Genomic DNA, 15,361 nt, shown 5'->3' with positions numbered 1-15,361 from the left:
GTCCAAGGCCTGCTGGCTCAGGGGTTGTAGGGTGACATGCAGCCTGTATGAGATGTCAACCGCGCTGGAAAGGGGCTTTCTAAAGACATCATAGCGCCGCATACAATGGCGGCTTCGCTCGCTTGGTACAAACTTTGTGCCCCGATTCATCCAGATTTTCCCTTTGTGGAGTTTTCATGTTCATTTCTTCCGCTTTTGCCCAAACCGCTCCTGCCGCAGCTTCCGGTGGCGACATGCAGTCCACCTTGATGAGCATGTTGCCTTTGCTCTTGATGTTTGCCGTGCTGTATTTCGTCATGATCCGCCCCCAGATGAAAAAGCAAAAAGAGCACCGCGCCATGATTGACGCATTGGCCAAGGGCGATGAAGTGGTGACCGCCGGTGGTTTGTTGGGCAAGGTCAGCAAAATTGGGGAAGGCTATCTTGGTGTGGAAATCGCCGCTGGCGTCGAAGTGCAGATGCAGCGCAGCGCTGTGGTGCAGGTCTTGCCCAAAGGCACGATCAAGTAATTCATTTCGTTACCGGTTTTTTCAGCGGGGCGCATGACGCCCCGATTTTTTCATCCTGTACGCGAGTCCCTATGAACCGTTACCCGGTCTGGAAATACGCGATCATCGTGATCGCAATGTTGCTGGGGGTGGTCTACACCCTGCCCAACTTCTTTGGTGAGGCACCTGCGGTGCAAGTGTCTTCGGGCAAGGCCACCATCAAAGTGGACACTGGGACGCTGCAAAAAGTCGAAGACGCCCTCAAAGCCGCGGGCGTGAGCGCCCAGAGCGTGGCGCTCGAAGGTGGCTCCATCCGCGCGCGCTTTAACAGCACCGATGAGCAGCTCAAGGCCAAGGACGCTGTGCAAAAAGCACTGATTCCGGATGCTACAAATCCTCAGTTTGTGGTTGCGCTCAATCTGGTGTCGCGCTCGCCCGCTTGGCTGACTGCCCTGCACGCCTCGCCCATGTACCTGGGGCTGGACTTGCGTGGCGGCGTGCACTTCATGCTGCAAGTGGACATGCAGGCGGCTTTGACGCAGCGCGTGGAGTCGCTTGCGGGTGATCTGCGCAGCATGTTGCGAGAAAAAGACGTGCGCCATGGCGGCATCAGCCGCAATGGTCAGGCGATTGAAATCCGTCTGCGCGACGCGCAGCAACTGCAAGCGGCCAAGCGCGTTTTGACTGAGCAATTTGCCGATTTGCAAACACAAGAAGCCGCCGAGGGCAGCGAGTTCCGACTGACGGCCAGCATCAAGCCCGAAGCCGCCCGCAAGGTGCAAGAGCAGGCCTTGAAGCAAAACATCACCACTCTGCACAACCGGATCAACGAGCTGGGCGTGGCCGAGCCGGTGATCCAGCAGCAGGGTCTGGACCGCATTGTGGTGCAGCTGCCCGGCGTGCAGGACACGGCCAAGGCCAAAGACATTCTGGGCCGCACCGCCACACTGGAAGTGCGCATGGTGGACGAGAGCACCGAAGCACGTGCTGCCGAGCAGCCTGGCGGCATCGTGCCTTTCGGTGCCGAACGCTATTTGGAGCGAGAAGGCCGTCCCCTGATCGTCAAGAAACAAGTGGTGCTCACGGGAGACAACCTGACCGACGCCCAGCCGGGCTTTGATGGCCAAACGCAGGAACCCGTGGTCAACCTGACGCTGGACGCCAAGGGCGCCCGTATCTTCAAGGATGTGACGCGCGACAACGTGGGCAAGCGCATGGCCATCATCTTGTTCGAAAAGGGCAAGGGCGAAGTGGTCACGGCCCCTGTGATCCGCGCCGAAATCGGTGGCGGTCGCGTGCAAATTTCGGGCCGCATGACCACGGCCGAAGCCAACGACACCGCGCTGCTGCTGCGCGCAGGTTCATTGGCTGCGCCCATGGAGATCATCGAAGAGCGCACCATTGGTCCCAGCCTGGGTGCAGAAAACATCGCCAAGGGCTTCAACAGCGTGACCTGGGGTTTCCTGGTGATCGTGGCCTTCATGATGGTTTATTACGCCATGTTCGGTTTGTTCTCCGGCATTGCGCTGGGTGTGAACTTGCTGTTTCTGGTGGCCATTTTGTCGATGCTGCAAGCCACGCTGACCCTGCCCGGCATGGCCGCGATGGCGCTGGCACTGGGCATGGCGATCGATTCGAACGTGCTGATCAACGAGCGCGTGCGTGAAGAGCTGCGCAATGGCGCAAGCCCCCAAGCGGCCATCCACGCCGGTTACGACCGCGCTTGGGCCACGATTTTTGACTCCAACATCACCACCTTGATCGCCGGTGTGGCCTTGCTGGCCTTTGGTTCCGGCCCGGTGCGCGGCTTTGCGGTGGTGCACTGCATCGGCATCTTGACCAGCATGTTCTCGGCGGTGTTCTTCTCGCGTGGCCTGGTCAATCTTTGGTATGGCGGCAAGAAAAAACTCAAATCGGTGTCGATCGGCACCGTCTGGCGGCCCGAGGCTGGCACTGCGGTGAAAGCCGACTAAGGGGAAAAGACCATGGAATTGTTCAAAATCAGAAAAGACATCCCGTTCATGCGCCACGCGTTGGTGCTCAACGCGATCTCCTTCATCACCTTCGCTTTGGCGGTGTTTTTCCTGTTCAGCCGGGGTCTGCACCTGTCGGTGGAGTTCACAGGTGGCACTTTGATGGAGGTGAGCTACAGCCAGCCTGCCGATCTGCAAAAGGTTCGCGGCACGGTGGCCACACTCGGCTTTGGCGAAGTGCAGGTGCAAAACTTTGGCTCTGCTCGCGACGTGATGATCAGGTTGCCTGCCCAAAAAGGCGTGAGCTCGGCCCAGCAAAGCGAAAAAGTCTTGTCGGCCCTCAAAGCCAACGACCCCGATGTGACCTTGCGCCGCACCGAGTTCGTTGGCCCACAAGTGGGTGACGAGCTGGCCGAAGATGGCCTCAAAGCCTTGGCCTTTGTGGTGATCGGCATCATGATTTATCTGGCGATTCGCTTCGAGTGGAAGTTTGCCGTTTCGGCCATCATCGCCAACTTGCACGACGTGGTCATCATCTTGGGCTTTTTTGCCTTCTTCCAGTGGGAATTTTCTCTGGCGGTGCTGGCCGCGGTGCTGGCGGTGCTGGGGTACTCGGTCAACGAATCGGTGGTGATTTTTGACCGGATTCGCGAGAACTTCCGCCGTTACCGCAAGATGAACACGGTCGAAGTGATTGACAACGCGATCACCTCCACCATCAGCCGCACCATCATCACCCACGGTTCGACCCAGATCATGGTGCTCTCGATGCTGCTGTTTGGCGGCGAGACCCTGCACTACTTCGCCATGGCGCTGACGATTGGCATTTGCTTTGGCATTTACTCGTCGGTCTTCGTGGCCGCTGCCATCGCCATGTGGCTGGGCATCCAGCGAGAAGACCTGATCAAGCCGATCAAGAAAGACAACGACCCGACGGATGAAAACTCGGGTGCGGTGGTTTGAGCCGGATTTTTTGCTGAACTTTCTCAAGGGCGCCCAGGTGGCGCCCTTTGTTTTTGGTGTTTGCACCTGAAGTGGCTGCAGTTACGGGGGGGGGGTGCAGGTCGGTGTTTGAAGACCCCGACATGAACCCGCGCAAACCTCCATCGTTGTGATCGCGGGTGTGGGTCCGCCTCGAATGTCGGACTCTTCGAGTGCCGACCTACAGGGCAAAGATTTTGCGTTTGGTAGGTCGGTGGTCGAAGACCCCGACATGATGGCGGGCGTTATGCGACGCCGATGCGCTGAAACAAGCCGCCGGGCAGACGGCCCACTTGCCCCATCAATTCCAGCTCCAGCAGCTGTGCTTGCAGCTGGGCGGTGGGCCAGCCGCAACGTGCTTGCAGGGCGTCCAGGCTCACCGGGTCGTGGCCCATGTGCTGGAGCAGTTCGTCCTCGTCGGGTTCTTGGTGGGATGAGGCCGCAGGAGAAGAATCCAGGGCGAGTGGCACCTGTGCAAAAGGGTCGCTCATGCGCAGTTCTTCGAGCACGTCCTGGGCTGATTCGACCAATTTGGCCCCTTGTTTGATGAGGGCGTGGCAGCCTTTGGCCTGTGCGGAGTGGATGGAGCCGGGAATGGCCATCACGTCGCGGCCTTGCTCCAGCGCTTGTTTGGCGGTGATGAGCGAGCCCGACTGCAAGGCCGCTTCGACCACCAGGGTGGCTTGAGACAAGCCGGAAATCAGGCGATTGCGCCTTGGGAAATGGTGCGCCAGTGGCGGTGTGCCCAGCGGGTATTCGCTCAGGATCAGGCCAGATGCCGTGATGCGGTGCGCCAGGTCACGGTGCTGGCGGGGATAGACCCGGTCCAGTCCGGTGCCGACCACCGCGATGGTGGCCAGCGCGCCCGCTTGCGCCCCTTGCAGAGCGCCTTCGTGGGCAGCGCCATCCACACCCAGCGCCAGGCCCGAGACGATGGTCAGCCCGCTGGCGGCCAGGCTGCGCGCAAATTCCCGGGCGTTGACAGCGCCCTGGGGCGTGGGGTTGCGACTGCCGACCATGGCCAAGGAGCGGTCCACATGCAAATGGCGCAGGGCGCTGACTTGGCCCAGGGCGTAGAGCATCAGGGGTGGGTCTGGGATTTGCAGCAGCGGGGCCGGGTAGTCGGCATCCCCCAGCGTGAGCACGGCTCGCGTCTGGCCAGACGGTTCATCGGCTTGCAGCCATTGCCAGGTTTCAGCGGTGAGTTCTGCCCAGCCTGCGGGTGTTTGGCGCAGGGCCTTGGCCTGCTGGGGCGGGACGATCTGGCGCAAGGCCGATTCTGTTTGCGCAAAGATGGCCTGGGGTTCGCCAAACGCGGCCATCAGGTTGCGGGCGGTTTCGGGGCCCACGCCGTTTGTGAGCACCAGGCGCAACCAGGCACCCAATTCTTCAGAGCTGTCCATCATGTGTCTCTCCCTGTGCAGCCTTGAAAGCCGTCTGTGCAGGCATTGTGGGCCAAAGCTGGCGTAGTGCCAAGGGCGAAGGATTGAGGCCTGAAAGCGCGTGGCCGCAGCTTTTGCACCTCAAACAACGGGCTTGGAGGGGCAGACGCTTTCAAAATTAGGGACAATACAGGATTGGTTTCTTCTAGCTTTTGACCCATGGCCCTGCTTCCCATCCTTTGCTACCCCGACCCTCGCCTGCACAAGGTGGCCAAACCTGTGCAAGCGGTGGACGCCCGTATCCACGCCCTGATCGATGACATGGTTGAAACCATGTACGAGGCCGGCGGCATTGGCCTGGCCGCTTCGCAGATCGATGTGCACGAGCGCCTGGTGGTGATCGACACCTCTGAAGAGCGCAACCAGCCCATGGTGCTGATCAATCCCGAGATCACCTGGATGAATGAGGAGCGCGTCAAGGGCGAAGAGGGCTGTTTGTCGGTGCCCGGCATTTACGACGGCGTGGAGCGCGCCACCCAAGTGAAGGTGACCGCACTGGACCGCGATGGCCAAAGCCGCACGATCGAGGCCGAGGGCATGCTGGCCATTTGCATCCAACACGAGCTGGACCACCTGATGGGCAAGGTGTTTGTGGAATACCTCTCGCCCCTCAAGCAAGGCCGCATCAAGACGAAGATGGTCAAAGCCCAAAAAGCCGGGCGCTGATCTCCCTATGCGTTTGATTTTTGCGGGCACGCCCGAATTTGCCCAAGTGGCCATGGCCGCCCTGCACGCAGCCGGGCACCAGATCGTGCTGGTGCTGACCCAGCCCGACCGACCCGCCGGGCGGGGCATGAAGCTTCAGCCTTCACCCGTCAAGCAATGGGCGCTGGATCATGCGGTGCCGGTGGCCCAGCCGCGCAGCTTGCGGCTCGATGGCAAATACCCCGAAGACGCGGTAGCCGCCCGCCAGACCTTGCTGGACGCCCAAGCCGACGCCATGATCGTGGCCGCCTACGGCCTGATCTTGCCGCAGTGGGTGCTGGACTTGCCACCCCGCGGGTGCCTCAACATCCATGCCTCCCTCTTGCCGCGCTGGCGCGGGGCTGCGCCGATTCACCGCGCCATCGAGGCGGGCGATGCGCAAACCGGCATCACCATCATGCAGATGGACGCGGGTCTGGACACCGGCGACATGCTGCTGGTCTTGCCTTGCCTGATTGCGCCCAGAGACACCACCGCAGTGCTGCACGACCGACTGGCCGAGCTGGGTGGGCAGGCCATCGTGCAGGCGCTGGCGCAGCTTGATGACTTGCCGCACCAGCCCCAACCCGCTGAAGGCGTGAACTACGCGCACAAGATTGACAAAGCAGAAGCAGCCTTGGACTGGGCCTTGAGCGCCGAACTGCTGGCGCGGCGCATCCGTGCCTTTGACCCCTTCCCGGGCATGACCGTGCCGCTGTCCACCGCCTCGGGCGTGGAAACTTTGAAGATCTGGCAAGCCGAGGCCGAACCCGCTGCGCAAGCTGCTGATCCGGGTACCGTGCTCAGCGCCGATGCATCCGGGGTACGCGTGGCCTGTGGCCAAGGCCAGTTGTGCCTGACGCAACTGCAGCGCCCCGGTGGCAAGCGATTGAGTGCCGCCGACTTTCTGCGCGGCTGCCCATTGCAGGCCGGCCAGCGTCTGGTGGTGGCCTGATGTTTTTTCGCTCGCGCCTGTACCGTCACCCCGCTTTTGTGCTGGGCATGCGCGAGGTGTCGCCGCAGTCACCCGGCATTGCCGCCTGGGGCCTGATGACGGGTGTGGCCATGGTCAAGTCAGGCATGAGCGTGTTCGAGGCCAGCGCCATGACGCTGTTGGTGTTCGCGGGCAGCTCGCAGCTGGCGGCCATTCCGCTCATTGTGGCGGGTGCACCCGCCTGGGTGATTTTGGCGACCGGCTTTTGCGTCAATTTGCGCTTTGTGGTGTTCAGCCTGCACCTGCGCCAGTTTCTGATGCACCTGCCGCGCTGGCAACGCATGTTTCACGGCTACCTGACGACCGACATCAGCTATGTGCTGTTTGTGCGCAAGTTTCCCCATCCAGCCGAGACCGCCGAGGGGCGTCTGGAGCAAGAGGCTTATCTGGCGGGCAACGACTTTTTGAATTGGTTGTCCTGGATGGTGGCAAGCTTTGTCGGCATCGCGCTGGCCAACATGATCCCGCCCAGCTGGGGTCTGGGTTTTGCGGGCATTTTGTGTCTGCTGGGCATCCAGTGTTCGCTGGCCAGCTCGCGCATGCGCATGCTGTCGGCGGCAGTCGCTGGCGCTGCGGCGGTGGTGGCCTACAGCCTGCCGCTCAAGCTCAACATCGTGGTGGCGATTGCTGCGGCGGTGATCCTGTGTCTGACGGTTGAGAAAATCCGACCGACGCCCGGAGTGGCGGCATGAGCGCCAATTGGGGCGGGTCTGACCTGTGGACTTTGGCCGTGATCGTTGGGCTAGCGCTGGTCACGGTGCTCACGCGCAGCTTCTTTTTCATCTCGAGCAAAAGCTGGCAGCTGCCCCACTGGGCGCAGCGCGGTCTGCAATACGCGCCCATTGCCGCCTTGTCGGCCGTGGTGGTGCCCGAAATCATCACGGTGCAAGGCGTGCTGGTCAGCACTTGGCAGGATGCTCGCATTTTTTCGGCAGTGGTGGGTGCGGCGGTCTATTTTTGGCGACGCGATGTGTTTCTGACCATCATTGCTGGCATGGTGGTGTATTTGCCGCTGCATTTGGGCCTCGGCTGGTGACGTGGGTTATGGATCCCGTACGCTTAAGTCTGAAATGTGTGAGGCATGGCACCTCGTAGGTCGCCACTCGCAGAGTCCGACATGATGGGTGGTGGCACAGGCCCCTGTCGGGGTCTTCGACCGCCGACCTACAGCTTATTGATGGATCCGGGACGCTGAAGTTTGAAATGGGTGAGGCATGGCACCTCGTAGGTCGGTACTCGGAGAGTCCGACGTTTGCTCGCTTCGGCACAGGCCCCTGAGCCGTATGTTGCGCGTTGGGAGGATTTTGTGGGAGCTTGCCCTGCAAGCGAAAAGCCTGTGGTCTACATGCGTCTGATCGCCAGCAGGGCTGGCTCCCACAAGGTGCAAGATTGAAGTTTACCCACTTCTGCACAGGCCCCATGTAGGTGTCTTCGACCGCCGACCTACAGCATGCACCCGTAGGTCGTCACCCGAAGAGTCCGACATGATGGGTTGTGGCACAGGCCCCCTGTCGGGGTCTTCGACCGCCGACCTGCAACATCTTTGAGCATTGAAAACTTCACAGGGCCGAAGCTATAGGGCGTTGTTCGGGGTTCGTACCGGCCCCGGCGTCAGCCCCTGTCAGTGCAGGCTTTTAAAATGACAGGAAGTCATTTTTCCCAAGCGAGTCAACTCATGAATGTCATCCGTTTTTCTGACCTGTGCGCCAGCGGCAAAGCTGCGGGCCAACGCGTATTCATCCGTGCCGATCTGAATGTGCCGCAAGCAGACGATGGCAGCATCACCGAAGACACCCGCATCCGCGCCAGCGTGCCTTGCATCCAGATGGCCCTGGCCGCGGGTGCTGCCGTCATGGTGACCAGCCATTTGGGCCGCCCGACCGAAGGTGAATTCAAACCCGAAGACTCGCTGGCTCCGGTGGCCAAGCGCCTGGGCGAGTTGCTGGGCCGCGATGTTCCCCTGGTTGCCAACTGGGTGGACGGCGTGACCGTGTCTCCCGGCCAGGTCGTGCTGCTCGAAAACTGCCGCGTCAACAAAGGCGAGAAAAAGAACAACGAAGAACTGGCCCGCAAGATGGCCGCTTTGTGCGACATCTATGTGAACGACGCCTTTGGCACCGCGCACCGTGCAGAAGGCACGACCTACGGCATCGCCCAGTTCGCCCCCATCGCCTGCGCAGGCCCTTTGCTGGCCGCCGAGATCGATGCCATCACCCAGGCGCTGGCCAACCCGAAGCGCCCACTGGCGGCCATCGTGGCGGGTAGCAAGGTGTCCACCAAGCTGACCATCCTGAAAAGTCTGTCTCAAAACGTGGACCAGCTCATCGTGGGCGGCGGCATTGCCAACACCTTCATGTTGGCTGCTGGCCTGAAGATCGGCAAGAGCCTGGCCGAAGCCGATCTGGTGGGCGAAGCCAAAGCCGTGATCGAGGCCATGAAGGCTCGGGGTGCCGAAGTGCCGATTCCGACCGATGTGGTGACCGCCAAGACCTTTGCGGCAGACGCGGTGGCCACTGTGAAAAAAGCCACCGAGGTGGCCGACGACGACATGATTTTGGACATCGGTCCCGAGACGGCTGCCAAATTGGCTGCCCAGCTCAAGCAGGCAGGCACCATCGTCTGGAATGGCCCGGTGGGCGTGTTCGAGTTTGCGGCCTTCGAAAACGGCACCAAGGTGATCGCCCAGGCGATTGCCGAGTCCAGCGCCTTCAGCATTGCAGGCGGCGGTGACACCCTGGCGGCAATTGCCAAATACGGCATCGAAAAGCAGGTCGGCTATATCTCCACGGGCGGTGGCGCGTTCCTGGAAATCCTGGAAGGCAAGACCTTGCCTGCTTTCGAGATCCTGGCCAAGCGCGCAGCCTGTTGAAGCTCGTCGGGGCTGAAGCCGCCGACCTACAGCGTATTTATTGATTCGGCACGCTGAAGTTTGAAATGGGTACGGGATGTCATCTCGTAGGTCGGCACTCGCAGAGTCCGACGTTATTGGTTTCGGCACAGGCCCATGTCGGAGTCTTCGACCGCCGACCTACAACAGCTTTGCGCATTGAAAACTTCACAGGGCCGAATCAATATTGATCCGGCACGCTGAAGTTTGAAATGGGTGAGACGTGTCACCTCGTAGGTCGGCACTCGCAGAGTCCGACATGCTGGGTTGCGGCGCAGGCCCCTGTCGGGGTCTTCGACCGCCGACCTACAGCTTATTGATGGATCCGGCACGCTGAAGTTTGAAATGGGTGAGACGTGTCACCTCGTAGGTCGGCACTCGCAGAGTCCGACATGATGGGTGGTGGCACAGGCCCCAGTCGGGGTCTTCGATCGCCGACTTACACCATCTTTGAGCATTGAAAACTTCACAGGGCCGAATCGATAGCAGGTCGGTGGTGTCAGCCCCCCGAGTAAAATCTTCAGATTTCCGACAACAAAAAACCCCGCATTGCGGGGTTTTTTGTTGTCCAGGCCAAAGGCCCGATCAGGCTTGCGCCGCAGGCGGCAGGTTGCCGCGTACCGGGCTGGTCATGTTGCCCTTGAAGTCGGTCCAGCACTCGCGGGTGAAGTCGTAAAGTTTGCAGTTTTTGGCCGTCTCGAAGTACCACTTCCAAGAGAAGGGCTGCACGATGATCCGGCCGGGTAGCATTTCTTCGAGCTTGGCCTGGGCTTTTTTCAGGCGGTACAGAGGCACGCTCATGTCCACATGGTGGGCTGTGTGCTCCATGATGTGGTGCATCAACGCGCCGATGTTGAAGGGGAAGGTCAGGTGCACCGTGGTCGACACGAAGGGCGCGGCTTTGGTCCAGGCGGCCTTGTTGTCGTGCCAGGAGACCTTGACGTGGGTGTGATGCACATAGACCACAAAGCCGATCATGGTGTTCCAGAAGAAGAAGGGCACGGCAAAGCCCAGCAGCAGCGACAGCCAGACCGACTGGCCCGTGGCCACAGCGGCCCCCGCAATGGTGGCAATCCAGAGCAGGCCAAACACGGTCACCAGCGAGCTGTCCTTGAAAAAGATCGGGCGGCGGGTGGGCATGTGGGATTTGTTGGGGAAGAACTCGCGCTTCCACCAGATCTCGATCATGTAATACAAACCAGGTGCCCAGCCGCTGCGGTAGGCGCGTTCGAGCAGTTTTTGCAGGGGCGAGAGGGCTTCAAACTCGGCGGCGGTCAGGGGCGTCCAGACAAAGTCCACACCTTTGAGGTTGGTGTAACCATGGTGCACCACGTTGTGGCCGGTGTCCCACAGGCTGTAGGGGGTGAGCGAAGGCAGGAACGCGATGCGGCCCAACACCTTGTTGAGTTCGCGGTGCGGCGTGAGGCTCTGGTGACAGGCGTCGTGACCGATGATGAACAGACGCCCGATCACAAAACCGGCAGCCAGTCCGCACAGCAGCTTGGCCCAGACGGCATCGAAATACACGGTGCCTGTGATCAGGGCAAAAAACAGGGCGTAGTCAACGATCAGCAGCACAAATGCCAAAACGGTGGTGCGCTCGGACAGGGGGATCAGCCACTCGCGAATGATTTTGCGGTGGGGTAGGGGTTGGTCCAGGGGGACGGGCTGAGCGGAGGGGTGGGTGTTGGTGGCGGTCATGAGACAAGAATGTTTATCGCTTGCCTGCAAGTTTAGTCGCTTGGGCGTTCATCTGGCCTGACAAGGATCAATGAGGGTGGGCTGACAGGGGCTTAAGCCCCCACCGGTGCGACCTTTTGCGCTCCAATGACCGGTGTGAATGTGTTCATGCGCACAATTCCGAAAGAAACAGGGATGTAACTGTTTCCGTGGGAAAATTGAAATCAAATTACATGGAGTCCACTGAATGTCGCTTCGCGCCACCAAAATTGTTGCCACCTTAGGCCCCGCTTCCAGCGATCCCGCCCTGCTTGAAGCCATGATCCGTGCCGGGGTGAATGTGGTGCGACTGAACTTCAGCCACGGCAAGGCCCAGGACCATGTGGACCGCGCCCGACTGGTGCGTGAAGCCTCGCAGCGTGCTGGCCGTGAAGTGGCCATCATGGCCGACTTGCAGGGCCCCAAGATCCGTGTGGGCAAATTTGCCGAGGGCAAAGTGATGCTGGAGCCCGGCGCGTCCTTTGTGTTGGATGCCTCACGCACCGAACCTGGCGATATCCATGGCGTGGGACTCGATTACAAGGAATTGCCCCGCGATGTGAAAGCGGGTGATGTGCTGCTGCTCAACGATGGCCTGATCGTGCTGAACGTGGCGGCCGTCAAAGGCGAGCAAGTGCACACCACCGTCAAGTTGGGCGGCGAGCTCTCCAACAACAAAGGCATCAACAAGCAAGGCGGCGGCTTGACGGCCCCAGCGCTGACCGCCAAGGACATGGACGACATCAAGACCGCCATGAGCCTGAAGGCCGACTACGTGGCCGTGAGCTTTCCCAAAAACGCCACCGACATGGAAATGGCCCGCCAGTTGTGCAATGTGGCCGGGGCCGAATACGGCCACAAGCCTGGGCTGATCGCCAAGATTGAACGCGCCGAAGCCATTCCCCACCTGGAAAGCATCCTGATCGCCAGCGACGGCATCATGGTGGCCCGGGGTGATCTGGCGGTGGAAGTGGGTAACGCGGCGGTGCCTGCCTTGCAAAAACGCATGATCAAGCTGGCCAAGGTGCACGACAAGGTGGTGATTACCGCCACCCAGATGATGGAAAGCATGATCACCAACCCGGTGCCCACCCGCGCTGAGGTGTCGGACGTGGCCAACGCCGTGCTGGACGGCACCGATGCCGTGATGCTGAGCGCCGAGACCGCCGCAGGCAAATACCCGCTGGAAACGGTGGAAGAAATGGCCAAGATTTGTCTGGCCGCCGAGGGCGCGGAAGACGTGCAGCTTGATGCCGACTTCAAGGGCCAGACCTTCAAGCGCATCGATCAGTCGATTGCCATGGGGGCGCTGTTCACGGCGCATCACCTGGGTGCCAAGGCCATCGTGGCCCTGACCGAGTCGGGCTCGACCGCTTTGTGGATGAGCCGCCACCGGGTGCACATCCCGATTTATGCCTTGACCACCAAGCTGTCGTCGCAGCGCAAGATGACCTTGTTCCGCAATGTGCGCCCGTTGTTGCTGGATACCAGCGCTGACCGCGATACCGCTTTGCTGCAGGCCGAAGGCCACCTGAAAAAACGCAACATCGTGAGCACGGGCGATGTATACGCCATCACCTGTGGCGAGCCCATGGGTTCGCCCGGCGGCACCAACATGCTCAAGATCTGCCGGGTCGAATAAGTCCTGGTGTGCCTTATGGTGGAGGCGGCGGACGGTACTTCTTCGTTCGCCAGTTCATCCAGCCAGTGCTTGATCTGGCCGCCATTTTGGCCAGTGTCAGACCGGAGCCTATAAAATTCATCCCAGTTACAGGCCGGTTACACAGTCGGCTTGCCTGAATCTTCAACTCTCCGGGAAAACACCACCATGGCACTCGTTTCAATGCGTGAGCTGCTGGACCACGCCGCTTCTAATGGCTACGGCATTCCAGCTTTCAACGTCAACAACCTGGAGCAAGTCCAGGCCGTCATGACGGCGGCCGACGAAGTCGGCGCTCCTGTCATCTTGCAGGCCAGCGCAGGCGCCCGCAAATACGCAGGTGAGCCGTTCATCAAGCACCTGATTTTGGCCGCCACCGAGCAGTGGCCGCACATTCCCTTGGTCATGCACCAGGACCACGGCCAAAGCCCCGCCATCTGCCAGGGCGCGATCAACCTGGGTTTCTCGTCGGTCATGATGGATGGCTCCTTGCTCGAAGACGGCAAGACCCCTGCAGACTTCGCTTACAACGTCGACGTGACCCGCCGCGTGGTGGACATGGCCCACTTGGCGGGCGTGTCGGTCGAAGGCGAACTCGGTTGCCTGGGCAACCTGGAAACCGGCGAAGCCGGTGAAGAAGACGGCATCGGTGCCGAAGGCAAGCTCGACCACAGCCAGATGCTGACCGACCCCGAAGAGGCCGCGCAGTTTGTCAAGGCCACCGGTCTGGACGCGTTGGCCATTGCCATTGGCACCAGCCACGGCGCTTACAAGTTCAGCCGCAAGCCCACGGGCGACATCCTGGCCATCAGCCGCGTCAAGGAAATCCACGCCCGCATCCCCAACACCCATTTGGTGATGCACGGTTCGTCCAGCGTGCCGCAAGACCTGCTGGCCCTGATCAACCAGTATGGCGGCAAAATGAAAGAAACTTACGGCGTTCCCGTCGAAGAAATCCAGGAAGCCATCAAATTCGGTGTGCGCAAGATCAACATCGACACCGACATCCGCCTGGCCATGACCGCCGCCGTGCGCAAGTTCCTGACGGAAAACCCCGACAAATTCGACGCCCGTGAATGGCTCAAGCCCGCCCGTGAAGCGGCCAAGCAAATTTGCAAGCAGCGTTACCTGGAGTTCGGCTGCGAAGGCCAGGCTGCCAAGATCAAGGGCGATACCTTGCAGGTGGTGGCGGCTCGTTATGCCCGGGGTGAGTTGGCGCAAGTGGTCAACTGAAGACTGGATGGCCACGCTGCGCTCGCCATGACGCTGCCCGTGATCCGAGTGCAGTCAGCTACATGAGGCGCGAAAGAACATGGTGGATTCAGTCCGACGAACGACACAGAGGGCGCTTGCAGCAAGACCGGTTGTTCACCGTCACTTCGAGCCAGTTTGCGTCATGACTGGTTGATAGCCGTCATTTCGAGCGAACTAGCGGTATACCCTTGCGAACGCCGTCACTGCGAGGAGCTTGCGACGCGGCAGTCCAGTTGCAACGGTAGCTCGGGCATCGGCCCATGCGTCCGTGAGCCTGCGATAATTGACGCGAATGGCCCGTTGACTGTTCAACGGGCCTTTTTCTTTTTTGCTGTTGCCTGATTGTTTTGCCATGAACTCTGCCCTCCACACTTCAGCCCTCACTTCCCTGCCATTGCTGGCCCGAGGCAAGGTGCGTGACAACTACGCGGTGGGTGACGACCGCATCCTGATGGTGGCGTCGGACCGCATCAGCGCTTTCGATGTGATCATGGGCGAGCCGATTCCTGGCAAAGGGGTGCTGCTGACGCAAATGGCGCTGTTCTGGTTCGACAAGCTGGGCCCCAAGGGCCTGAACATCTGCCCGATCCACCTCACGGGCGAAGCCCCCGAGAGCGTGGTGAGCGCTGAAGAAGTGCCGCAGGTTGTGGGCCGCTCCATGCTGGTCAAGCGCCTCAAACCCATCCCGGTCGAGGCGGTGGTGCGCGGTTATCTGGCCGGTAGTGGCTGGAAGGAATACCAGGACAACCAAGCCGTGTGCGGCGTGAAACTGCCCGCGGGCCTGAAAAACGCCAGCCGCCTGCCCGAGCCCATCTACACGCCCGCAGCCAAGGCAGCGGTGGGTGAGCACGATGAAAACATCACCTTCGAGCAAACCGTGGCCATGATCGGTGCCGACCTGGCCACCCGCATCCGCGACATCAGCATCCAGCTCTACAAAGCCGCGCGTGACATCGCGGCCACCAAGGGCATCATCATTGCCGACACCAAGTTCGAGTTTGGCCTGGACGCCGACGGTACCCTGGTGCTCATGGACGAGGTGCTCACCCCCGACTCCTCACGTTACTGGCCTGCTGCCAGTTATGTGGAAGGCGCCAACCCGCCCAGCTACGACAAACAGTTTTTGCGCGACTGGCTGGAAACCGCACTGGTCAATGGCAAGCCCTGGGACAAAACCCCGCCAGCGCCGCGTTTGCCCCGCGAGGTGATCGAGAAAACGGCCGCCAAATACGAAGAGGCCATGACCAAGCTGATGGCCTGAAGCTTTCAGCCGCCTGAC

13 protein-coding genes are annotated in these 15,361 nt (G+C 60.7%); 11 read left to right on the top strand and 2 right to left on the bottom strand.

The genetic code is table 11. The annotated features are described in order from the left end of the window. Nucleotides 1-176 precede the first annotated feature (176 nt). From yajC to secF, 3 genes are all read left to right on the top strand, one after another. Nucleotides 177-509 carry a preprotein translocase subunit YajC gene (gene yajC / locus H663_RS29885; RefSeq protein WP_053169087.1) on the top strand — a complete coding sequence of 111 codons (333 nt, stop codon included), beginning with the start codon at nt 177-179 and terminating at the stop codon, nt 507-509. Nucleotides 510-580: 71 nt separating this feature from the next. After that, a complete protein-coding gene (secD, locus tag H663_RS29880; RefSeq protein WP_053169085.1) occupies nt 581-2,461 on the top strand; it encodes a protein translocase subunit SecD in 1,881 nt (626 codons plus the stop codon). A gap of 12 nt (nt 2,462-2,473) precedes the next feature. Further along, a complete protein-coding gene (gene secF / locus H663_RS29875; protein WP_053169083.1) occupies nt 2,474-3,424 on the top strand; it encodes a protein translocase subunit SecF in 951 nt (316 codons plus the stop codon). Nucleotides 3,425-3,687: 263 nt separating this feature from the next. Here secF and dprA read toward each other — a convergent pair whose 3' ends face one another. Next, the gene (gene dprA, locus H663_RS29870) at nt 3,688-4,848 is read right to left on the bottom strand and encodes a DNA-processing protein DprA (protein WP_420844045.1); all 1,161 of its coding nucleotides are present in this window, start codon (nt 4,846-4,848) and stop codon (nt 3,688-3,690) included. A 195-nt stretch (nt 4,849-5,043) separates the two neighbouring features. On the opposite strand from dprA, the gene def reads away from it, so the two are divergent. From def to H663_RS29845, 5 genes are all read left to right on the top strand, one after another. Then, nucleotides 5,044-5,550, top strand: a complete 507-nt coding sequence (gene def, locus H663_RS29865; protein ID WP_053169081.1) for a peptide deformylase — start codon at nt 5,044-5,046, stop codon at nt 5,548-5,550. A 7-nt stretch (nt 5,551-5,557) separates the two neighbouring features. Beyond that, the gene (gene fmt, locus H663_RS29860) at nt 5,558-6,523 is read left to right on the top strand and encodes a methionyl-tRNA formyltransferase (protein WP_053169079.1); all 966 of its coding nucleotides are present in this window, start codon (nt 5,558-5,560) and stop codon (nt 6,521-6,523) included. Continuing rightward, nucleotides 6,523-7,254, top strand: coding sequence for an AzlC family ABC transporter permease (locus tag H663_RS29855; protein WP_053169077.1), 732 nt, complete (start codon nt 6,523-6,525; stop codon nt 7,252-7,254). The genes fmt and H663_RS29855 overlap by 1 nt, the downstream gene beginning before the upstream one ends. Then, nucleotides 7,251-7,598 (top strand): AzlD domain-containing protein, encoded by a 348-nt coding sequence (locus tag H663_RS29850; protein ID WP_053169075.1) that lies wholly within the window; start codon nt 7,251-7,253, stop codon nt 7,596-7,598. The genes H663_RS29855 and H663_RS29850 overlap by 4 nt, the downstream gene beginning before the upstream one ends. 639 nt (nt 7,599-8,237) lie before the next feature. Further along, nucleotides 8,238-9,431 carry a phosphoglycerate kinase gene (locus H663_RS29845; protein ID WP_053169073.1) on the top strand — a complete coding sequence of 398 codons (1,194 nt, stop codon included), beginning with the start codon at nt 8,238-8,240 and terminating at the stop codon, nt 9,429-9,431. A gap of 603 nt (nt 9,432-10,034) precedes the next feature. On the opposite strand, the gene H663_RS29840 is transcribed toward H663_RS29845, so the two are convergent. Beyond that, nucleotides 10,035-11,150: a fatty acid desaturase gene (locus H663_RS29840; protein ID WP_053169071.1), complete on the bottom strand. Its 1,116-nt coding sequence runs from the start codon at nt 11,148-11,150 to the stop codon at nt 10,035-10,037. Nucleotides 11,151-11,376: 226 nt separating this feature from the next. On the opposite strand from H663_RS29840, the gene pyk reads away from it, so the two are divergent. The 3 genes from pyk to H663_RS29825 all read left to right on the top strand — a co-directional run bounded on the left by pyk (nt 11,377) and on the right by H663_RS29825 (nt 15,343). Further along, nucleotides 11,377-12,810 (top strand): pyruvate kinase, encoded by a 1,434-nt coding sequence (pyk, locus tag H663_RS29835; RefSeq protein ID WP_053169069.1) that lies wholly within the window; start codon nt 11,377-11,379, stop codon nt 12,808-12,810. A gap of 186 nt (nt 12,811-12,996) precedes the next feature. Beyond that, nucleotides 12,997-14,061 (top strand): class II fructose-bisphosphate aldolase, encoded by a 1,065-nt coding sequence (gene fba / locus H663_RS29830; RefSeq protein WP_053169065.1) that lies wholly within the window; start codon nt 12,997-12,999, stop codon nt 14,059-14,061. Between the two features lie 373 nt (nt 14,062-14,434). Then, nucleotides 14,435-15,343, top strand: coding sequence for a phosphoribosylaminoimidazolesuccinocarboxamide synthase (locus H663_RS29825; RefSeq protein ID WP_053169421.1), 909 nt, complete (start codon nt 14,435-14,437; stop codon nt 15,341-15,343). Nucleotides 15,344-15,361 lie beyond the last annotated feature (18 nt).

The organism is Limnohabitans planktonicus II-D5 (assembly GCF_001270065.2).
Lineage (GTDB): Bacteria > Pseudomonadota > Gammaproteobacteria > Burkholderiales > Burkholderiaceae_C > Limnohabitans_A > Limnohabitans_A planktonicus.
The sequence above is the reverse complement of the archived record's forward strand: the minus strand, read 5'-3'. Positions and strand labels throughout refer to the sequence as shown.